General features: G+C 40.6%; 20 protein-coding genes. 5 read left to right on the top strand and 15 right to left on the bottom strand.

Annotation, left to right across the window (positions count from 1 at the left end; genetic code table 11):
* Positions 1-502: 502 nt before the first annotated feature.
* Positions 503-997 carry an NUDIX domain-containing protein gene (locus MKZ12_RS08060; protein ID WP_124113552.1) on the bottom strand — a complete coding sequence of 165 codons (495 nt, stop codon included), beginning with the start codon at positions 995-997 and terminating at the stop codon, positions 503-505.
* On the bottom strand, positions 994-1,392 hold the full coding sequence (locus MKZ12_RS08055; RefSeq protein ID WP_091015098.1) for a helix-turn-helix domain-containing protein: 399 nt from the start codon (positions 1,390-1,392) through the stop codon (positions 994-996). Before MKZ12_RS08055 ends, MKZ12_RS08060 begins: the two co-directional genes overlap by 4 nt.
* A gap of 246 nt (positions 1,393-1,638) precedes the next feature.
* On the opposite strand from MKZ12_RS08055, the gene MKZ12_RS08050 reads away from it, so the two are divergent.
* Complete coding sequence (locus tag MKZ12_RS08050; RefSeq protein ID WP_339261352.1) at positions 1,639-2,226, top strand: NAD(P)H oxidoreductase; 588 nt, start codon at positions 1,639-1,641, stop codon at positions 2,224-2,226.
* Positions 2,227-2,414: 188 nt separating this feature from the next.
* Here MKZ12_RS08050 and MKZ12_RS08045 read toward each other — a convergent pair whose 3' ends face one another.
* The 5 genes from MKZ12_RS08045 to MKZ12_RS08025 all read right to left on the bottom strand — a co-directional run bounded on the left by MKZ12_RS08045 (position 2,415) and on the right by MKZ12_RS08025 (position 6,538).
* On the bottom strand, positions 2,415-3,056 hold the full coding sequence (locus MKZ12_RS08045) for a FusB/FusC family EF-G-binding protein (RefSeq protein WP_339259782.1): 642 nt from the start codon (positions 3,054-3,056) through the stop codon (positions 2,415-2,417).
* Positions 3,057-3,347: 291 nt separating this feature from the next.
* Positions 3,348-3,968, bottom strand: coding sequence for a zinc dependent phospholipase C family protein (locus tag MKZ12_RS08040; protein ID WP_339259780.1), 621 nt, complete (start codon positions 3,966-3,968; stop codon positions 3,348-3,350).
* Between the two features lie 93 nt (positions 3,969-4,061).
* The gene (locus MKZ12_RS08035) at positions 4,062-4,613 is read right to left on the bottom strand and encodes a copper amine oxidase N-terminal domain-containing protein (RefSeq protein WP_339259778.1); all 552 of its coding nucleotides are present in this window, start codon (positions 4,611-4,613) and stop codon (positions 4,062-4,064) included.
* A gap of 178 nt (positions 4,614-4,791) precedes the next feature.
* Positions 4,792-5,664, bottom strand: a complete 873-nt coding sequence (locus tag MKZ12_RS08030; protein WP_339240582.1) for a carbohydrate ABC transporter permease — start codon at positions 5,662-5,664, stop codon at positions 4,792-4,794.
* 16 nt (positions 5,665-5,680) lie between these two features.
* Entirely contained in the window at positions 5,681-6,538 is an 858-nt protein-coding gene (locus MKZ12_RS08025) for an ABC transporter permease subunit (RefSeq protein ID WP_179086446.1), read from the bottom strand.
* Positions 6,539-6,986: 448 nt separating this feature from the next.
* Between MKZ12_RS08025 and MKZ12_RS08020 the strand changes: the two genes are divergently transcribed.
* From MKZ12_RS08020 to MKZ12_RS08010, 3 genes are all read left to right on the top strand, one after another.
* Entirely contained in the window at positions 6,987-8,798 is a 1,812-nt protein-coding gene (locus MKZ12_RS08020) for a histidine kinase (protein ID WP_339259777.1), read from the top strand.
* A gap of 429 nt (positions 8,799-9,227) precedes the next feature.
* Positions 9,228-10,838: a response regulator gene (locus MKZ12_RS08015; RefSeq protein ID WP_339259776.1), complete on the top strand. Its 1,611-nt coding sequence runs from the start codon at positions 9,228-9,230 to the stop codon at positions 10,836-10,838.
* 481 nt (positions 10,839-11,319) lie between these two features.
* Positions 11,320-12,999: an ABC transporter substrate-binding protein gene (locus tag MKZ12_RS08010; protein ID WP_339259774.1), complete on the top strand. Its 1,680-nt coding sequence runs from the start codon at positions 11,320-11,322 to the stop codon at positions 12,997-12,999.
* A 103-nt stretch (positions 13,000-13,102) separates the two neighbouring features.
* Here the strand turns inward: MKZ12_RS08010 and MKZ12_RS08005 are convergent, their stop codons facing one another.
* Positions 13,103-13,429 carry a hypothetical protein gene (locus MKZ12_RS08005; protein ID WP_339259772.1) on the bottom strand — a complete coding sequence of 109 codons (327 nt, stop codon included), beginning with the start codon at positions 13,427-13,429 and terminating at the stop codon, positions 13,103-13,105.
* Positions 13,430-13,462: 33 nt separating this feature from the next.
* The gene (locus MKZ12_RS08000) at positions 13,463-13,651 is read right to left on the bottom strand and encodes an aspartyl-phosphate phosphatase Spo0E family protein (RefSeq protein WP_339259771.1); all 189 of its coding nucleotides are present in this window, start codon (positions 13,649-13,651) and stop codon (positions 13,463-13,465) included.
* 164 nt (positions 13,652-13,815) lie between these two features.
* Here MKZ12_RS08000 and MKZ12_RS07995 point away from each other — a divergent pair, with 164 nt between their 5' ends.
* Positions 13,816-14,067, top strand: coding sequence for a helix-turn-helix transcriptional regulator (locus MKZ12_RS07995; RefSeq protein WP_310852334.1), 252 nt, complete (start codon positions 13,816-13,818; stop codon positions 14,065-14,067).
* A gap of 571 nt (positions 14,068-14,638) precedes the next feature.
* Here MKZ12_RS07995 and MKZ12_RS07990 read toward each other — a convergent pair.
* The 6 genes from MKZ12_RS07990 to MKZ12_RS07965 form a co-directional block, all read right to left on the bottom strand.
* On the bottom strand, positions 14,639-16,855 hold the full coding sequence (locus MKZ12_RS07990) for an AAA family ATPase (RefSeq protein WP_339259767.1): 2,217 nt from the start codon (positions 16,853-16,855) through the stop codon (positions 14,639-14,641).
* Between the two features lie 192 nt (positions 16,856-17,047).
* Positions 17,048-17,728, bottom strand: a complete 681-nt coding sequence (locus MKZ12_RS07985; protein ID WP_339259766.1) for a hypothetical protein — start codon at positions 17,726-17,728, stop codon at positions 17,048-17,050.
* A 198-nt stretch (positions 17,729-17,926) separates the two neighbouring features.
* On the bottom strand, positions 17,927-18,223 hold the full coding sequence (locus MKZ12_RS07980) for a hypothetical protein (protein WP_339259765.1): 297 nt from the start codon (positions 18,221-18,223) through the stop codon (positions 17,927-17,929).
* A 384-nt stretch (positions 18,224-18,607) separates the two neighbouring features.
* Positions 18,608-19,762 carry an HNH endonuclease signature motif containing protein gene (locus MKZ12_RS07975; RefSeq protein ID WP_339259763.1) on the bottom strand — a complete coding sequence of 385 codons (1,155 nt, stop codon included), beginning with the start codon at positions 19,760-19,762 and terminating at the stop codon, positions 18,608-18,610.
* A gap of 372 nt (positions 19,763-20,134) precedes the next feature.
* The gene (locus tag MKZ12_RS07970) at positions 20,135-20,803 is read right to left on the bottom strand and encodes a hypothetical protein (RefSeq protein ID WP_339259761.1); all 669 of its coding nucleotides are present in this window, start codon (positions 20,801-20,803) and stop codon (positions 20,135-20,137) included.
* A 428-nt stretch (positions 20,804-21,231) separates the two neighbouring features.
* Positions 21,232-22,194, bottom strand: coding sequence for a DUF4365 domain-containing protein (locus MKZ12_RS07965; protein WP_339259759.1), 963 nt, complete (start codon positions 22,192-22,194; stop codon positions 21,232-21,234).
* Positions 22,195-22,290 lie beyond the last annotated feature (96 nt).

Below are 22,290 nucleotides of genomic sequence, written 5' to 3'. Positions count from 1 at the left end.
CCTCCCCTATCTTCAGCCTTAACCATTCCTTATACTCAACAGACGCACGGGTCTACGCCAAGGTTTGAAAAAATCTGTGTTTTATTTCTTTGTCGTTTCGCGCTGCCCATTTATGCACAGCTTCTACCCCTACGGACTCCTGACCTCGTCGAAAATAAAAACATAGATCCATCGGCACTAACCGTTTACCATAGAGTTTGATGCCAATCCGTCTGTAATTCATAAAAATACACTCAATCTGAGATGCATCATATCTCTGATGTTTCGTAGAAATCACATGATCGCTTTCCAGCGTAATACTGGGTTTAGTGAAAAATAACCGCCAGATCAGGAAAACGATATAAACCAGAATATAGGTCAATAGAGCGATCAGGGAGTACTTCCAAATCCCATTTTTATCGTACATACCATCCCTGAGGAGTATTGCTTCCATGACCAACATACATAGTAGGCTCAACCATGCTCTTGGATAAATCGTCTTGTATGTGATGAGTTCTACCTCCTAATCATTCTCTCCATGAATTCGAAGCCACTTGGAAGGGGCTTTTCTGGCAAAATGCTTTTCAACAAAATGCAAAATATCATCAATTCCGGGCAATGCCGCATTGTCTTTAGCTTCGTCAAACGTCATCCATTGGTACTCGGTATGTTCATGATTTAATCGGACAGGCTGGCTTTCATCCACGTATCCTACAAAAACAGGAGCGGTATAGATATACTCCTCCTTGGGTGAATAATATTGTTCAAATTGATTGGCAGAATACAACCGGACTTTCGTAATGCCTGTTTCCTCGTGAACTTCTCTCAGTGCAGCTTCCCATGCCTTCTCGCCCTTCTCTATCCCGCCGCCAACATAACACCATTCATTATGCAACATCCGACCCGCCCGCTTTAACATCAGTACACGGTATTGATCGTGGCTCTTCTTCAACAGAACTACAGCCACGCCTTCACAACGAAAGGGCACTGCCTGTTTCGCGTGCTCCGCACCATTCATCTTCCCGCCCCCTTCTCTTCGGAATCAAAGTCCTCCAACACTTTAAACTTATCCCCGTGGATTTTGTCCAGATGATCTTCTCCCCAATAACATAAATGGTCCAGGGCAGGCTTAAGTCCCCAGCCGTAGTCGGTTAACTCATACTCCACTTTGGGAGGAACTTCCGAATATACCTTGCGCTGCACAATCTCGTCCTTTTCGAGACCTCTGAGCTGTGTTGTCAGCATCTTCTGCGTAATGTCCGGTATCAATCGTCGAAGCTCTGACGTGCGTTTCCGTCCAGTCATCAAGTGATAGATAATCAAAGGCTTCCACTTCCCACCCATCACTTCCAAAGCCGCTTCCACGCCTACTTTATATTTCTTTGGAGCACTTGTTTCTCCATGTTCCGTCATTTTTGAACCCCTCCATAATCAGGCTGTATCCTAAGTGAAAACATAATCTTTTTGCTGTTCTTTTTTCTATTATTAAGCTCATTTCGAGGCATGCATTTAGGGTACTTCAATGTTCCTATGGCACTTTATTCTTCTTATAGAACATCAAAGTGCGTACTTCCAGATGTTTTCATACCTGTTTATAATAGCATCAGCCATTGATTTATGGCTACAAGACCGCAATCCAGAAAGGTAGTGAAAGATAAGATGAACGTACTCGTTGTAGTATCCCACCCGCGTAAAGATTCGTTGACCTTCCAGGTAGCTGAACGTTTTGCAAAAGGGCTTACCGAGGCTGGTCACGGTTATGAGATATTGGATCTGCATGGAATTGGATTCGACCCGATTCTTCGTGAAAAGGATGAACCCGACTATACTCAAGAAAATCAGGTGTTCTCACCAGAGGTTGAAACGGAGATGGAGCGTTTGAAGAAGCACGATGCTGTGGCTTTTGTGTTTCCTCTCTGGTGGTGGCATTTGCCAGCCATGTTGAAAGGTTATGTGGATCGTGTCATGAACAACGGGTTTGCATATGGAAAGAACAAACTTCCTCATCAGCAAATATTGTGGCTCTCTCTTTCAGGTGTGACGGAAGAACAGATGCACAAGCGCAACTATGGTGAATCAATTGCCAATCTGCTCAATGTAGGTATTGCCGATTACTGCGGCGTGTCCCGATCCAGGGTTGAGTTTTTATATGAAACGTTGGAATCCAAGCCTGAGCATTATGAGGCATTACTGAACCATGCACATAACCTGGGACTGAATTATGCCAACGATCCTTCGACGCTTTAAAGGGCATTACAACCCCGATATGAAGTCTGAAGATCTGTTTTAATTTCTGTGGCCTGAAGCCTTCTTTGTGAACATAAAAATCACGTTAACCATCACGATGACCTCTTGCGTTTACGGTAAGAGAACAACTACGCTTGAACACGGCAAACAGGTCGCTCCGAAGAGCGACCCTGTCTGTGTGTCTTGCATTATTTTACGGTCGAGAGAAGAAACTTCTCCAACATACTAGTATCGGTGATGCTATGGTTACAAGCTGTGTTATCCATGCATACGTACTGGGCCACGGAAGAAATGTTGTCCGGCGTATAACTCTTGGTCTTCACGTTGAAGAATCCGAGCTCCTGATGGCGATGACAGAACATACAATACCCTTTCTTGTTCGTGGCTGTAAGCCGTCCCTCAATTCCGAGGAATCTGCCTTCATGCGGATACACGATGAACAAGCGATCGGTAGCAATGTCGGTCCATCTCAGATAAGTTGTACGTGCGTAATCGATGGATTCCAGATCCGGCACTTTGAGCTTCTTTACCTTGGGAAACAGCTTCTGAATCTGCTTCGCGGATACTTGCGGAAATGGAATCAGATATGCTTCCAGCTGGTTCAGATAGGTCTGCAACTCATGTGTCGTCTCATACGTGGATAACTGCTCCAGCAGTTGCTTTTGTTCCGACGTCAGATCATCGAAGATGCCAACGGCATTCGTGCTGACGGTATAACGGACCGTATCCAATACTTTGGGGTCCACGACCGAGCGCAGCGTTTTGAGCAGGAAATCAGCTTGTTTTTGAATATAATTGAATTGATGATTATGAATAAATGGTGTTTGCATGGCTTTCAGCCCCTTAGTTTTATTAGGAAAATAAAGTAAGGTGCAAAGCCTGCGGGATGAACCGTTATGTTGATGTTGATTCCAGGGCAAACGATCTCATTTTGTCGCGCCCTACACAAAGTCCGCCCCTATTCAGGCTTTGCGTAAGGCTTTCTAGCGAACGAGCAATCCGGCATGATCCATATTGCCACGTCATAACCCCCAATACGATAGATATATCGAAATTATAACAGGATTGGGAGTGTATGGGCAACGGGCATCGTTCCGATCTCCACTTTCCAGAAATATAGCCTACAAATTATACTTTATCTTTACGTACCTCATATTCAATATTCCCATATCGACTGATGTCTCTAAGTATCCAACGATCTGGTTAAACGTAAAAACATTAAGATTTTCATTCAATATTGCGTTATCATATTCCATATCACCCAATACATATGGAACGAATTTTTCAACATCTTTTGATTTAACCTCATCTAATTCAGGCAATGTGGAAATGTAATTCAGCGACCTTCTTAATTCATCTGTGTATCCATAATGCTTTAATAACTTCCCATTCAATATTCTAAAATCATTATGATACAGTTTATATAATCCAGCGTCTGCATCCATTCTGTTTTTTAACCAAGGCAGATTGAAACCTTTCAACCAAATATCATCAGCAATCAAATGTGTAAAATAACCAAGTACATATAAGTCTTCTGCTTGCGATCTATATTTATGTATAAAGCCTTTGTAGTCAACGTTCCTTGAAAAGTCTTGTACTTCACCAGCAAAGAAATGTGACGAATCTTTTGATGAAACAGCATCCGGAGCGATACTTCCAAGTAAAAAAGGCGTCTTATCTTTGACTGATAGGCTATCAGCAATTCTATTTGCAATTATCAGATGCATTATTCTTGAACCCATATACCCTCCTACCCTTCAACGAATATTTGAGATCGAGCTTGGAAGTTTCCAGTTTAACGAAATCGCTTCAAAACCTATTGTTCTGCATAAAAATCATGGCAAGTTATTCTTCGCAGTTATTCGAACCATGTTCTTGCTGTTATTGGATTCCCATTGAACTTCCTTACCATATGCTTCACTAATTGCTCTTAACGGCAAATAAACTCTTCCATCTACCATTAATACTTTACTCTTTAGTTCAATTCGCTTGTCGAACTCGATAAAAGAGCTTTCTCCCACCTTAAAAGTTAACCTTGGTTTTGGATAATCATCTTTGTCGACATATGCAAATATTACACTTTTGGCTTCGTTATCCCACCATATCCCTTTACCAGGCACATCGAAATCTAGTACCTTCGTAATATAGGCTGGCGAAACGAGTATGTGGCCGTCAGAGATGATATAATCATTGGCCTCTACTAATTGAAATGTTTCCAAGTTAACCATAACTTCAATTGATTTCTTGGGAGCTTCAGCGCCTGCTTGAGTCTTTAGTTCTTTTTCATTAAGTAATATATTGATCTTTTTCGGTGCGCTTGTGGCTGTAAAAGTCATGGATACGCTCAATAACGTCAAAGCAAGGGTAACAACTATAATCTTCTTCACTTTGTCCACATCCTCCTATTGATAAATGACTCATGCTCTTAATCAACTCTCATAGTACCATTTTATTCAATTAAAGGTAATATACTTCTATTCCATACACCAAAAAGAAGCCACCTCCCTGGCCTTCCCCAGTTCAGTGACTCCTATTTCACAGCCCTATTCTAACCCTTACATTTAACTACTCCTTAACAGCACCAACCACGATCCCAGTAACAAAGTACCGTTGCAGGAACGGATACACTAACAAGATCGGAAGTGCACTGATAAAGATCTGCGAAGCCCGAATCGTCCGTTGGGACAGGTTCTTCACCGCTTCTGGATCAAGCTTCGACATGTCGGCCTGCACGATGATTGTCTGCATGAATGTCGCAAGTGGCAGCTTTTCCGCATCACGGATGTAGATAATCCCATCAAAGTATGCGTTCCAATGCCCAACCATCATGAAGAGTGAAACCGTTGCAATAACAGGCACGGAGACCGGCAGATAGATTTTGATAAACGTCTGGAAATGTCCTGCGCCATCAATAAATGCAGCTTCCTCCAGATCCTTCGGAACGGTACGGAAGAAATTCAGCAACAGAATGATGTTGAACACCGCGACCAATCCAGGCAGGATCAAGGCCAACAATGTGTTCATCAGACCCAGCTTCAGAATCAGGATATACCCCGGAATAAGACCACCGCTGAACAGCATCGTGATGACAAAATACCACAGATAGATGTTACGTGCGCGGAACACCCGTGTCTCTTTGGAAAGCGCATAGGCTGCAAGCGTATTAACGATTAACGCAAGTCCTGTACCCAGTACCGTCCGCTCGACGGACACCCACAAGGAGGAGAGGAAGTTCGTATTGGCAAACGTTTTTGCATACGCCTCCAATGTAAATCCAATCGGCCAGAACGTGACGAGACCAGCATTCGCAGGTGCAGATGCGCTAAGAGATACCATGAGCAAGTGATACAAAGGCAGCAAGCAGAGCAGTGAAAGCAGGGTCAGTAACACATTGTTGAATATGCTGAATATGCGGTAAGGCATCGTTTTATGATACATTCGTTTGTCCTCCTCTCTAGAAAATGCGGTATCCGGCGAATCGGTAAGCCAGTCGGTACGAGATCACAATCAGGATCAGGCTGATGACCGATTTGAACAGATTCACAGCGGTAGCGAAACTGAACTGCCCACTAAGCAGACCTTCTCTATACACAAACGTATCGATAATATCGCCTTGTTGGTAAATCAACGGACTATATAAGTTAAAGATCTGGTCAAAGTTGGCGTTAAGCACATTCCCCAGTGCCAAGGTTGCAATGACGATCCCAATCGGAATAAGAGCCGGGATGGTAATATACATCGTTTGCTTCCAGCGTCCTGCGCCGTCCACCTCAGCCGCTTCATAAAGTGCCGGGTTAATGCCGGACAATGCCGCGAGGAAGATGATCGTGTTGAAACCAAACTCTTTCCAGACATCACTCGCAATAATCGTGAATCGGAACCAGCTGCCATCCCCCAGGAAGAAGATCGGCTTGATACCGAATACCGAAACCAGGAACTGATTGACAATACCCGTCTGGGCCAGAATGTCGATCAGGATACCGGATAACGTTACCCAAGACAGAAAGTGTGGCAGATACACAAGCGTTTGAATCGTTCTTTTCAGTGCCATCTTCCGTACCTCGTTGAGCAATAAGGCGAAGACAAACGGAATGATTAGATTCATGACAATCTTCGTACAGGCAAAAAATAGCGTGTTCCACGTAATTTGCAGGAAATAATCATTTTCCCACATATACCTGAAGTGCTTCAGTCCTACCCATTCGGAATTGAAAAATCCCAGTGCAGGTTTATAATCCTGAAATGCCATCAAAATCCCGGACATCGGAATGTATGAAAATATAAAGACCATAATGGCTGCCGGCAACACCATGAAGTGCAGAATCCATGGCTGTTTATAGCGTTTTTTTCTCTTTTTCTCCAGCTTGTTCCCAACGTTTGCCTGCGGGACCCGCTTACCCTCCAATTTAGCCTCCATAGCACTGCTCCTGTTCCCAAAAAAAGTTTTTGTGTGTGATGGGGTTCTCTGATATAAATAGTATCAAGCCATACTGAGGTCTGCTATATAACATTGTTAGGCTTGATAGTATTTTGTTAGGAATCTATAAGTTGAACTAAAGATGATTCACACGGACACTCCGATGACAGAATAACCTTCCAATCGCTGTTATCCCCAGATTTTTCTGATCCCTTTCTAAAGGAGAAAATCCGGTGATAAAGGCGAACGCTTCGCTTTTTAATGTTATTTCTGTCCTCTCCGTTACTGTGTAAATGAAGGGTTTAACCTATATATCTGAACACGAATTAGAAGGAGACTTTGTATGTATATATGGAAGCGCTTCATGCCTTTTCAAGGTAAGACCCGATCCCGATTCAGTCTATTCGCCAAAATAAATCTGTTAATTGTGGTCTTATTCATCCCCATTCTGATCATGTACACCTACTCGAATAACGTCACCTATGATGTCGTCAGCAAAGAACTGCAAATCTCCAACACGAAACAGCTCACGTTCTTGTCCAGTCAGATCGACTCCCGCATCAATCAGATGATGGATTTCAGCCTGATTCTCTCCCGTGATCCGAATGTCAGAGCATTCAACGGCCTGAACATGTGGGATGATCGATATGACCGGATGCAGACCCGTTATGTGATTCAGGAGAAGATGACGCTTCAGACGAGCGTTACCGATATATGGCCTACCCGATATGCGGTGTATTCACAGCAGAATGAGGATGTCATCGCCAACTACAACCGAACTACAGGATATGATGAAGCCTATTTGAAAAAAAATATGAGCGGACAATGGACCTATGGGGACCAAAGTGCCGAATCACAGGATGAGATGAAATCCTTCTATTGGTTCTTTACAGACTCCCTCGCCCAACCTGGAATGCTCACGGGAAGCAATCTGGTGATTGAAGCCAGCTTCAGCTATGAGAACATTCAGAATATGCTGGATACGTATAAAGCAGGCGGACAAGGCGATCCTTTCTTATATCACAAAGGAAATGCACCCATTCTGAATCGCAGCGCGGACAAGCAGTTATCCGCAGCACTTACTCAGTATCTGGATACGCACTCGCCGGAGGATACTACACAGGACGTGGTCGAACTGAACGGAAAGAAATATCTGGTTAGCTCCGTGAAGTCCACCTATCTGGATTGGCATCTGGTTGACGTCATCCCGCTGTATCAGATTTTGAAACCCATCTCGCTCAGTCAGAATCTGTTCTACACCAGTATGATTTTGCTACTCGTGGTGGGCATCTCGGCTTCCATCCTGCTGTACCGAAATGTCCAGTATCCGATCAAACAGCTGATCAAAGGCTTACGCCGCGTCGAGCAAGGCGATTATTCTGTTCGACTGCATAGCAAAAACCAGAATGAATTCTCATTCCTTTTCCGCCGATTCAACGATATGTCCCATCAGATTCAGGATCTGATCGAGAATGTGTTCCATGAGAAGATTAGAGCCAGGGAAGCTACACTAAAGCAATTACAAGCACAGATCAATCCGCATTTCCTATATAATTGTCTAGGCTATATCATCAACATGGCCCAGATGAAGGACGAGCAAGCCGTGGTCTCCATGGCGCATAACCTTAGTGCGTATTATCGCTATACCACCCGTATGGAAAAAGAGACATCTTCGCTTCAGGAAGAGATCAAGTTGCTGATCAACTATCTGGACATTCAGAAGCTGCGCAATGGCCGGATTGAATATCACATTGATATCCCTGAGGATATGCTTGCCCAATCGGTACCGCGATTAATGCTTCAGCCGATGGTCGAGAATTCCGTGATACATGGTGTGGCGAAGTCCTATTCATCCGGGGAAATCCGAATTACCGGGGAGCGCAAGAATGGTTTTGGCAGAATATACATCGACGACGATGGCCCAGGCCTAAGCCCGGAACAGTACGAAGCGCTGAACTTGAAGATGCAGGAACCGTTACAGGAAGAAATGGGCTGCGGCCTTTGGAATACGAATCAACGAATCATACACACATTCGGAAGCCATTCCTACCTCCTATTCGGCCCATCCCCACTTGGCGGATTCCGAACCGAAATCATCTGGGAGATATCAAAAGAGGATACCGATTCCGATAAAGGTAATACAGATACGAATTGATACGATACGAACGATAAGTTGATATTTGATTCTGAACGAACCATTTACACGATAACGCAGAGGACAGAAAAAACCTGAAGAAACGAAGTGCTCGGAAGTGTTCTCTTGTGCGACTTTTACTAACTACTAAAAAGGCTGCACAAGAATCGCAGCCTTCGCCCTTATTACAAATTCAACCTTTATATAGGGCTCGTTTTAAAATAAAGGGTTAGACTTTACGTGAACCAAAGCGAAGGATTGAAGGGATTCTGTAGAAACGAAGTGTTCGCCTTTCAAGCATCATTTTAACCTTATAATCATCTAATTCAGAAAATGGGGCTTGAACAGCGATCGAAAGAACCCTTCAAATCCGTAGCGACCTCGTTCACAAGAAGCATCCATTGATTTTAACTTTTAAGACCTATATACCACCAAGGGAGACACTACAACATGCAAATGATGATCGTAGACGATGAAGCACACTGGGTCGATAACCTGTCCATGACCAAACCCTGGCATACGCTCGGGATCGAACATGTGCACAAAGCATACTCGGCACACGAAGCACTACAAATGATCGACACCCACCCCATCGATATCGTGATCTCGGACATCCAGATGCCCGAAATGACAGGCATAGAACTGATCGAACGTATCCGCATCCGGGACAAAAAAATAAAATGCATCCTGTTATCCGGGTATTCCGAATTCGATTACGCCAAAAAAGCCATCCAGTTCGAAGCCGTAGACTATCTGCTGAAGCCGCCCACTGATGATGAATTAATGGGTGCTGTTCAGAAGGCCATTGATCAATTGAACAACGAATGGGAACTTGTCAGTTCACTGACACGAACGCAGTTTACATTGCGAGAGAATCTCCCCCATTTGCGAGGACGACTGCTCCTAGGGGCTTTGCAGGGACAACGAATCGCCGCTGCCGAATGGGAGCGGAAACTCGCCAATTACGATCTCCCTTTTCACACCGGGGATGCCGCGTTAATGTTGGTACGGTTGGAAGAAGAATTCGGACACTATGACAGCAATGATCAGACCTTGATCGAATATGCGATCATCAATATGGCGGAAGAGATAATGGGTGAGTTTATGGAAGTGTGGGGCGTGAAGGAGGAGCACGGATATCTGGTGTTTTTGCTTCAGTTGAAAGAACGGAAAGGTTATATTGGCAAAGAAACCATGCTGGAGAAGTTATCGATTCAGCTTCAATCCAAAGTAAAACAGTTTCTGAAAGGCTCCCTCTCCATCGTTATCACTGAGTGGTTCACCTTCCCGGAACAGATTTACGATCGTTTCCGTCAGGCTTCGGCCTATTTCCGGCAGATCGTCGGCGACGAACGCGAATTTGTCATGCGCGTTAGCGATGTCGAGACACCTGCGGCCCAAGGTCCACTGGACGTGTTATACACCCCGCCCACCTTCATTAGTCTGTTGGAAAGCGGACAGTGGGATGCCGCCGAAGAGAAAATCCTCGCAGTCTGCGCGGAGTTGGATGAGAAATGGTCGGAATCCTGGGAGCACTGCATGGAGGCAGGTTTCCTCATTACAGCATCGTTCACTAATATTGCTCACCGAAACAAGCTGACTCTGACCACTTTAATGGGAAATGATGTCGAGGATTTACAAAGTGGCGAAGTCTTCGCTACCATCAGCAAACTGCGGAAATGGTCACTCAGCCTGCTGGGCAAACTCAAGGAAGGCACGTCCAACGAGATCAAGGACATTCGTTCAGATTATGTGAAGAAGATTCAGGATTTTACAGATAAGAACCTGCATCTGGATGTCTCTTTGCGTGTGCTTGCAGATCATGTGAACCTGCACCCAACCCATCTGTCCAAGATCTATAAAATCGAAACGGGCGAAGGTATTAGTGATTATATCTCGCGCCTGCGTATGGATCGGGCCTGTCACAAGCTGGTGACGACCACCAAAAAAGTGTATGAAATCAGCATGGAGATTGGTTATATGGACCCGGCTTATTTTATCAAAGTGTTCAAGCGTCAATTCGGCGTTACGCCGCAAGAATACAGAGACCAGCATAAATAACATCTTAGAGGTTGTTAAAAAAATCCGCTTTTGATTACGAAGGATGCCTCACGGCATCATCAGCATCGAATATGGAATTCAGCCGAAATGTCCGTTGCTCACGTAGTTTTCCTACGCTCCGCTACTCCATTTCTAGCTTTATCCCATCTTCTCGGTACTGAAAACCGAATTTTTTGGACTTCATTTGCACATTCACTAATAGAGTCCTATGGAAACTAACAAACTCATATAGATGCCCTCCCGCCCAAATTGGTACAGTTACATTGTAGAAGTTGTTCAAAAAGTCCGCTTTTGATTACGAAGGATGCCTAGCGGCATCACCAGCATCGAATATAGGATTCAGCCGAAATGTCCGTTGCTCACGTAGCTCTATCTACGCTCCGCTACTCCATTTCTAGCTTCATCCCATCTTCTCGGTACTGAAAACCGGTCTTTTTGAACACGCATTTATAAAGATCATACACCGTAGGGGGATTGAACAATGATCAAATTAAAAACATGGTGGTCACTGCTCATGGTTATCGCGCTCATCACGATCACTGCGTGCGGCAGTGGCGAGACAGCCAGTGACAATGGTACCGATACTACGCCGGGAACAGTCGGCTCAGCTGAAGCAGAAGCTGCCTTTGCCAAAGGAAAATATGATCCACCTATCGAGTTCAGTTCGGTATTAATGCCGAAGAAATACGTGCAAGGAGATACCAAAGAAAATAACGTGCACGATCGCTGGATGCTCGAAACGCTGGGTATGAAGCATAAAGATACCTGGTATCCGGCCAATGACGATCAATACAGACAGAAGCTTCAACTGGCAATCGCCTCTGGCGAGAAGCTGCCTGATTTCGTCACTGTACCCACCAATGCGGTACTGACCAATCAACTGATCGACTCCGGTCAATTCATCGCCATCGATGAGTTGTTCGACAAGTACGCGAGTCAGACCCTGAAAGATCACGCAGCAGCACATCCTGAACTGTGGTATCCGTTCACCAAGGACGGCAAGAAATACAACATGCCGATCATGGAGTACACCGATAACGACGATACGCTGCTCTGGCTCCGCGAGGACTGGATGGAGAAGCTGAACCTGGAAGCTCCAAAAACCATCGCAGACCTTGAGAACATCATGGACAAATTCAAAAACGAGAACCCGGACGGTCTGTCTCCAGACAAAGTATTCCCGCTGGCAATCTCACTGAAAAATAACACCAACACCTGGATGGGTCAGCTCGACTGGTTGTTCGGTGCATACGGCACAATCGAGGAGCAATGGAACAAAGACGCGAACGGCAACCTCGAGTACGGCTCCGTTAACCCGGGTGCCAAACAAGCCCTTGCCAAGCTGGCTGAATGGATGGATAAAGGTTATATCCACGCTGACTCCGCTCTGTGGGACGAAGGCAAATCCGCTGAAAGCTGGACAGCTGGCAAAGCGGGCATTCTGCCTGGCGCCAACTGGGTACCGGACTGGCCTGCACCTGACCTGCTGAAGAACGTACCTGGCTCTAAGTATAAAGCTTACCCTGTTCCAGCTGGTCCAGACGGCAAGATCGGTACAAAGTGGCAGAACTCTGGTGTCAACGCAAGTATCATGATTAACAAGGATGCGAAGCATCCAGAAGCCATCTTCCTGTACTACAACTACCTGCTGGATAATCTTGCGAACCCGAAAGCGGGCAGTGAGTATGAATACGGCTTCGCCAAAGGTTACGACTGGGATATCATTGACGGACAACCGACCAGTGACAAAGAGAAGATCAAAGACTTCTCCAACGAATTCCCTTTCCTGACCGGTCCAGCACGTATCCCGGATCTGTACATGAAAACACTCGTGAAGCTGGCCAACGGCGAGAAGCCTGAAACACCTTACGAGAAACAAATGGCCGAATTCCGTAAACCGGAAAACTGGTATGCAGGTAAAGTCGTGATGTCCCAGATCGACATCCGTAAACAAAACTATTTCACTGGCGCTGCAACACCAACCATGGTATCCAAATGGAACCTGCTCCGTCAGTCCGAGATGGAAACCTTCAACAAAATCATCTACGGCAATCTGCCAATTGATGCCTTTGACCAATTCGTCGCCAACTGGAAATCCAATGGCGGAGATCAGATCACGCAAGAAGTGAATGATTGGTTTAAATCGGTGAGTGCGAAGTAAGAATTGGATTTTGGAAAAGTAGAGCGTTAAAAACCCAGCCGAAGCGTGTAACATACCGCTTCGGCTGGGTTTTTTAAGTTAAGATCGGGGCCGCTTCCCCTGACTATGAGTTCGCGTTAGTGAATTGATTAGCCTTCGTATTGGTCTCCTCCGGCATTGACTGGCCCAGTATGGATACTGTGAGCTGAATCCCATCCCTCAGCCCTTGCATGTATAACCGCTCATTTTCTATTCCTTTACTGACAATGTATCGGCTCTCCCACTCAGTATATTCAGGTGTCTGCTCGATATCCTTGCCATCAAACAAAGATTCGAACGCTTCTTCTGTTTCCCCACGTACACGACTCAGTGCAGGATCATGCTCGATCCGGGAAGATACCTCATCCAGCCTTGCCTGAATTGCTCGCTGCATCCACGGTGGAAAATCCATTGCTTCTCCTCCCCTGCGCTTTATGTACTTCGCTCATTGCCGTACAACTCGGCTATGCCTCGCTTTCATTTCACTTACTTGGGCCACCAGTTCATCCACCCTCCGGCTCTGCTCCTGAACCGCAGGATTGTCCCACAACGGAATCGCTTGCTTCAAGGATGCCTCACCAAGCTGATTAAGCTTGCGCCGTTCCTCTTCCAATAAGTCAAGCAACCGGCTCATACATGCACCTCTCTGATGGGTCTAAACTACATAATGTCTTGTTAAGACTAGACATGAGCAGTCAATTTTAATGCGATTATCGGTTTATTTTATTTTAATTCGATATCCGCATTAAAACAACCATTATTTCTCATACAATTTGGTTGAAATGAGGGGGGGACATAATGAAGCATAGACAAGAACCACCTGGTGATAAAAACATCATCGGCTCCCGAGTCGTAGCTATTCGTAAAAGTAAAGGCATCAAACAACGAGAGTTCCTCGCCAGATTGCAAACATTGGGTTTGGATATCAGTCAGACTAGTCTTTCACGTTTGGAGGGTCAATATCGTCTTGTTCAAGACTATGAAGTGGTGATGATAGCGAAAGCTTTGGAGATTTCTGTGGGGTATTTGCTTGGTGAAGAAAGTGAGTAAATTAGGTTATGAAGATTACATTGTAAATGCTCATCAAGATAATTTCAGAAAAGCATAGAAATAAGACGGTTCGGGGACACTATGTGCTAAAAAACAATAGGTTTCCATTTTCTTGAGGTGGTATACCTAAAGTTATTCCAATCCTACCTTTTTGAACGCAAGTGCAATACATCCCCTTGGGAGATTTCTTCCTACACAAAAACCCAGTTACACAAGAGTCTTGTAACTGGATTTTTCAATGATTATCTTTAGATGGAGGTTGATTCACTGTATGACTATGGCAGACCTAGCAAAATTTTTGCTCGCCACCAAGCTTTAGAGCATAATTCATGAGTGGATATCTACTTTGACGATATATGAGTTCTAGTATCTCCAGTTTAACAAGAACATGAACTCCTTGCTCATTGGTTTGCTTTCTTCCTGAAATTTCATGACTGCTAATGAACTAAAGCTGGGGCAAGACTAGTTCGGAATAATCACCTACCTAACAATGTTAGTTAGATGGTAACACAAACAATTTGATTCAGCAGAATGTTGCACTAAAAATCCTTCTTTTATTGTGAAAATGTATTTATGATACCTCTGCTTGAGAAATCTCATTTCTAACCTCACTACCCATCATCATAGTGTAATGTGCATGATGATTTGTAACCTTGAATATTTTTTCAAAAATATTCAGGTACATAGCATTTGTATCTATTGGATGCTCAATATACAAATCATCACTTGCAAAATGAGACCCATCATTAGCCCAGGATAAAAGCGATTTACATATTATCTTTTCTTCTTCATCAAATTTATTCAGTATATCATCTTCACTAAAATTTCCAAATACTTTAAAATAATTTTCAATAATCCTACGAATCAAGTTTTGAACCGTAGTTGAAGAACTACTCTGTGTTGCTGATCTAAGTTCCTGCCACATTAACTCATATGAAGTTTTGATTGGATTTGTATCGTAGGGTCTAGCCTCTGTAATATTATTAACTTTTCTAATGATCCAGAATGTTTCATCATGCAACTTTCCGCCCTTCGATCGCTTTTTATGAAAAGTTACTTCCTTGTGAAAGTAGACATTATGAGTTAAAACAAATATTTGAACAACATTGTTTTTATTATTCCTACAATCATCAATAAGTTTCAAGATGAGGTTACTAACGATAAATAACACATTGCTGTCCAAGCTTGAAATTGGGTCATCTATCACAACGACTTTATTCTCTGTAATAAGATCTCTGTTATTACTTCCATTCAATAAATGCATAAAATATAAAAATGTTACGAATGTCTTTTCTCCTTCACTTAACGTTTGATTTACATCTTCTCCAGTGGATCGTACCAATCGATAATTACCTTGAGTTTGTGTATGCGCAAATTTGAAATTTGTAAAATTATATGCTTTCAACAAACGATTCATCTCATTAACGGATGGAATTACACTAGTGATTTGAGCCTCCAAACCCTCAACATCTGAAATTAATCTTTTTTTCTCAGATGTTTTTAACGTAATCCTATCTTTTATGCCTCTTATCGCATTATTAATGCTATATTCTTTGCGCACATATTTTTCGTGATTATGCAAATTCTCATTTGCTATGAATCTCCATATCTGATCCTTTAGTAATTGTTCTTCCTGAGCACGATTATCAATCAACTTGTTATGTCCTTGAATCTCCTGATTTACCCTCTCAATTTCCAGATTGATATTTTTTACAAATTCATCAACAGAAACTAGTGTCATTCCCTTGCTCGGTTCATTTTGTTTTTGTTCAATCAATTCAAGATTAGTTTCATTCTTCGATCTGATTAGTTCAAACTGTTGATTAATTTTCTCTTTATCGATATACGGCAATTCCTTTTCCAATAGATCCTGAATTGAAGTTTTAAGAGTACTATACAATTCCATGTATTGATCAACACACTGCTTTAATTTCTTCATTTCATTTTCATAAGTCTCATTAAAATACTCTTCTAATTGATTCAAAAAATCATTCGGCAAAGACTGTTGACAGAAAGGACACTTACCTTCTGAATTATGTACATGATCATAACCTCTTTTTACCCAATCGCTTATAGCTAGTCTAGAAATGAATGCAGCAATATCAATCTCCTGCTTACCAACAATTTGATTTTTGAATATCTCACTTGAACAAGTAACATTTAGTTCGTCATTATTTACTGATTGTATAGTTGGAATTTTCACTAAACTTCCATTGAATAATTTAATTGAACGAGCGAGCAAATTTTCAACATCATATAATATTCCATTAATTGAATGCGACTGTTTACATTTATTCATAAAGTTAATTTTATTATTTCTGACACCTGAGAAAGCTTTCAAAAACTCGTTATCATATTTTCTTTTCAATTCCCAACAATCATCTATAAATTCATTTTCATTCGAGGTATATTCTTCTTCTTTATTGATTAAGTTAGTACGCATTCTCCGAATCTCTTCATCTAATTTATCAACTAGCCTCTTCTTTTCAGCAATTTCGTTTCTTATCTCAGTTGACTCTTTACCTAATGTGAATATTCCTTTTATGTTCGAATCCTGATGAAAATTTTCTTCAACGAATTTCTGATTATACACCAATGTTTTTAACGGTTGAGATACCCAAACAATATTACATCCGGGAAGGCTTTCAAAGTTTTTAATAGAATTTGATAATGTTGTTTTGCCACTCCCATTAGAACCATACAAAAAATTAACTTTCTTTAATTCATTAAAGACAACTCCTGCATTATCATATGTTGCTATTTCTTTAATCGAAATTTCTTTAATCATTATTTTTCACCCTCTCCATATTTTTTCCAATTTTTTGGTGAAATATTAAAAAACGAATTCTCAGTATGAATAGATCATTCCATTTAACTTTCGGTTCTTTGAACCTATTATTTTAATTTTGTCATTGAGAGAATTCCACATACTTTCAGGTATTTATGTCGCCTGGCGGATGATAGGTGTATCATGCTGCCTTTACTTATCTAAAATTCCTCTGCTGGACCGAGGGAGCGGGGAAAATGCTTGAACATTTTGTCCACACTTCTCCGAAACATCTATTATAAAGTAAACTGGCTTGTATCCACCAGTTAAAAACCATCTTGAGTGAATATTGTAGTATTTGTTATTCTTAATAATTTCAATTGCTTCACTCCAAGTAAATTCCTTTGATATTCCTTTGATGATATCTACAATTTCACTTGAACTAACTCCTGTTAAACTATTATAACTTTTTGAATTATAAATGCTTCCATCAACACTATTAACTCGCAATACAATATCCTTATTTTTTTCATTGGGTTTTAAATTAAACCATATACATGAGGCATCGAAATTTAATTCTTCAAATCTAGATACCAACGGAGCTCCAGCAAAAACAGATATACCATTCTTATTTAGATATTCTGCGCGCGAAAATAACTCCTCATTAAATTTCAGTTCGATATCTAATAAATTATACACTTTTGGCCTTCTAGCATACATAGCCGCTATTAATAGTTTTTTATCTTTAAACGAGCTTTTAGAGTGAGTTGCTCCTTCCCTTGTAGCCCAAAAAAAGATAGGTGTGATTTTTGTACTTATCTGTGTTAAATGCTCAACAAACTTAGGAACTAAAATATACTCAGCACTACGCTCATTTATAAAACTTGAACTCATTTTACCCACCTACTTATGTTTAATTTTATATATTATTCCTGTATTAACTTAGGTAGTTGTTCGTGTCCGACTAAATCCACTTCCTGCAACTGCATATTGCATCCTCGAATCCTCTTCCTAACTCGAGCTGGACCGAGGGACGAATGGCTCGATGTGTGAAATATTTTTTTAGACAAAGTTCACTCTTCTCCGATTTACTTACAACACTGCACTTCTATCTTGTTTTTTCTGTGTCCTTCTTATATTAGTTTCCATTGTTTTTGAGTAAATAGCAATTTCAATTTTAATATTGTGTTTTTTTGCAGCACTTGCTATCGACGAATTTTTATCCAACCAATTCTTTACATCACTATGAACAATTAGTATTTTATTTGGAACATCTATCAAACTAAGCTTTAAAATATCTGTAGCAATTTTCTTTCTCTGACCTGCTTTGAGAGATCCAATATGTGCATATATTTCAATTGCATATTGATCTTTTTCATACCCATCCAAATCAATGTAAACATTATTTATCTCATCGAGGATTAATCTTTGAGGTTTAATTCTATTATTTCCAATTAGCTTTTTATACTTATTGAGTAGTGTTTTCTCAGCAGATGATTAAGGCAATTGAACTAGAACTTTTTTTCATTTTGTACTCCTCTTTAAGTAAATTTCGTCTAACGTTCCTGTATTCACGAAACCGAGAAACTTAAGCCCCAACGGGGGCGGCCGCGACGCGGTTAGGTTCGTAGGATTTTCCCCGTCTGGCTCCACTTCTTGAAAAGCCACGGGCGGACCAAGGGAAGGCGCCAGCCGACCAGCCTCTTGAATATAATGTTATATGTAGTCGAGCCTTCATGAACTGCAATCATGATTTGAAAAGAATTTTTTTGTCTATTCTATTTCATGTTCATCAAAATCCATTTCGTCTAATTCCTCTTCCTCATCTTTATAGACATATTGTGATATAAACGATCTCCCATTAGTAATATTTTCAAATCCGTTACCAATCGCAAGCACTGTACAAAATACTATCAATTCGTTTTCTGATTTTATAACTGACCTAGATATACAATATGCCGTTATTACACTTCTCCCCGAAAGGTGGGACTTTGAACTAGAAGAATTGCAATACCAACTATCAAACTCAAATTCTATTCGTATACCATTTGCTCTTCTGTATCCTTTAGTTTGTTGACCAATACCTCCATATTTTCCCGAAATATTCTTGAAATAGAAAGCTCCTTGAACTACGAAAAATACACCTGGTGTAATCAATGCTTCAATTTGGCTCTTATTCCAAATATCATTAAGAATAATCGGATCCATTTTTTTTAATAAACTTTGAAACCCATCTTTTATATACCTATTAATGTAAGTACCTTCAAAAAAACCGATCCAATAGTATTTTATGTCTCTTGAAGAAACGTTCCATTTTAATATAGGTTTAAAAGATCCATCTTTGTTGATAAATCCAGCATCAAATAAGTAATCATAATTCGAAAGTTCACAAAGATTTATACCTCTTTGTTCGAATAATTCACAAAGTCTATTAATGTTGAAATAATCAAAAAAAGAAAAAGCGGGTTTTGGTAAATCAAGTATAAGGTTCTTATTAATCTCTTTGACTTCCTCAAGCCACTGTCTCTTTGCATGTAAAAGTCGTTCTCTTGTTAAGTTTAAGCTTAGTTCATGTTTTGTATGCGCTTCGCCATGGTGTTCAAGACAAAGCACCACAAGATTATCTTCATGATGAGATTTTGATTCTTCCCAAGGCACAATATGGTGAACAATAATCTCCTTATTTTTTTTGCAAATACAGCATGAGTAATTTGATTCATATAAAACCTTATTCAATACATTTGAAGGAATGGGTGGTCTCTTCTCCTTATTAATAATATCTGCGGTTTCTTGACTAAAGCCCATTTCTACTAGCTTTTCTGTGTTAATTTGTTTTAACTTATCAAGTGTATAACCAATAGATGCAATATTATTTGCAAAATCACTTGGAACTCCTCTTTGCAGCAGTGCCCTTACTGTTGATTTCAAATCACTTCACCTCTGTATTGTCATTTAACTACTGACGAGATAATGTCTTCACATAAATATATTATGATAACAAGTTAAAATTTAAAGTATTGTTTATACTTGCTCGATTACATATAACGTTCCTTTATCCACGACGTCCCACCGACTTAAGCGACCATCAGGAGCGGCCACGATGCGGTTAGTCGGTGCGGATATGTCCGCCTGATTCAGCTTAGCTGACTAGCCCCTTCGGGCGGACAGAGGAGCCGCTAGTCTCCTAAGCGTTTACATAATGTTATAGGATGTCAGTGTCTTCTTCGAACTACCAGTAAAAATTCTCTTTCATATTCAAATAATCAATTTTTGTATAAACGAATTAACTTCCAAATCGTTTTATATATTACTATTTTTGGTTTTAACCTCTTCAAGCAATGAACAAACGATAGATCCAAACTTAATCAATAGAGCGTTTTTTGTGGTTTTTATTAATGTCTCTAAGTCAATCGATGATACTTCTTGTTTAGTCATAGGCCATCGTAATCTAATTTCAAAAACTGCAGCTCTTGGTGCTACATCACTATGTGCAGGTGCGTAGGATTCATGATTGTAATCCACTGTTGGTAAACTCTCATGATGGATCTGATTTCTAATTTCATTAATTAAATTGAATTCTGCAATTGATTTTCGATCAAACCGATAATGAATATTAGCCTGTTCACTTAATACTTCAAGAAAACCATCTAAATAGTCGATAAAACTATCTACGTGAACTAAGTAATTCTTAAGATGCATCAGAAATTCAACGGGTTTTATTTGACTGCCGTTTGTTCTTAATTGGCTGACAATGTGTTGTAGGTATTTAAACTCAACATCTATGAAACGAAGAATTACCAATATATTAGAATATCTGTATTCAAGTTGTTTAAGATCGCTTGTAGCATCTATTAGGATAAGAAGCTCATCAAGCAATTCTACACAATTATCAACTAGACTATTATAATAATGCCGTTCAGTGTTAAAATATTTTTTGCTATTTGATATGTCAAAAATAGTTGTTGTCACTTGCTTTCCATCTCCTTTAGTAATTCTGCCTCTCTAATTCTTTCATAACCTAACTCAAGTTGTTTCAAATAACGTTCACTTTATTAACGACCCGACGCATGTCGGTTGTCCGGCGTGTGCTAGGCCAAGGACGAATGTCCGAAGCGCAAATATCATTTAGGTGAAGTAATCAGCTTATAGTTAGAGGCCCTCTCACATAATGTAAAATGAGCTCTAACAATACATTTTTTAAAATTGTGTTTATTTTTTATTTCAAAATAATATATTCACTATCTACAATCTTCATCAGTTTACTTCATCACCTATTTTATTGGTTTTCGTACAACGTTCCGCATATTGACTATGTAGAGTTCATTCGATTGTCTGCCTATACTCTCAACAATACTATCAAGAGAAGAACTCACTTATAGCAACACAATACAACCTTACTAGTAAAAATATATTTCCTGATTACTTTCATCTAACTCAGTAACACTAGGTATTATAAAATCACTATATACTGCTCTACTCATCTCGATAAATTTAAGACTTTGAATGTATTCTATTACTTCATTACTCAATTCTAAAGCTGCTTTTGACTTCGAGATTATAAATAGCAATAGTTTAGCCTCTTTATGATATATATCCCAAGCCATACTTCTCATATTCTGTTCATAAAGCGGTTTAAATTTTTTTAAATCTTCTGCTATTATCTTTCCATACCTATCATAATGCATCCCCACCATAAAAATCTCTTCATCTATATTTACAATGTAAGACAACCCTTGGAAATCTCTAGGCTCTTCAGCAATTGGAGCAATTTTTATCCTACCAATATACTTATCATGCAGCAATCTAAATAGAGCTAATTCAGCAATATCACTATCCTGTTTTCTGTTCGCCAATTCTTCTATAGAATATTTAGATTCACGACTTAAAACTTTATTATACGGTATTGTTATTTTGCATGATTTTGTTAGATGAATTATACTATTTGCAGTCATAGATTCCCAATATGCTACGCGTGTATCAGGATTGCATAATATAATAATCACTTGAATTGAAAAATTACTCCAATAATTGTATTGAGCTTTAGAAAATCTAAAGATATATCCACTTTCATTAGTCTCCTCAAAAAAGCTATTACCACATTTTATTTGCAAAGCAAGCAATCTACCTGTTCCTTTTCTTGTTTCACTAACAATCTCTATTTCCGCATCGATACCGATATCCTTTTGTTCTTTTCTTCTAAAAATCATATTCAATTTATCACTAACTATTTCGTCTACTATCCTTACACCTAGGTCACCTAAGTACTCAGCTTCAGAATAATTCGGTAGTTCGTCGTCTCTCATAAAGACCTCTTTTCTAAATCCTAATAGATTTTCACTACCTTGGATTGATTTTTCCACCTAACGTTCCCGTATTCCCGACTCATCGTATGCTGAGCGTCCGGCGTATGCCGGACCGAGGACAAATGTCAGCAGCGTGAATATTATGTTAGGTGA

Origin of the sequence: Paenibacillus sp. FSL R5-0713 (assembly GCF_037973325.1) — a bacterium.
Classification (GTDB): domain Bacteria; phylum Bacillota; class Bacilli; order Paenibacillales; family Paenibacillaceae; genus Paenibacillus.
The sequence above is the reverse complement of the archived record's forward strand: the minus strand, read 5'-3'. Positions and strand labels throughout refer to the sequence as shown.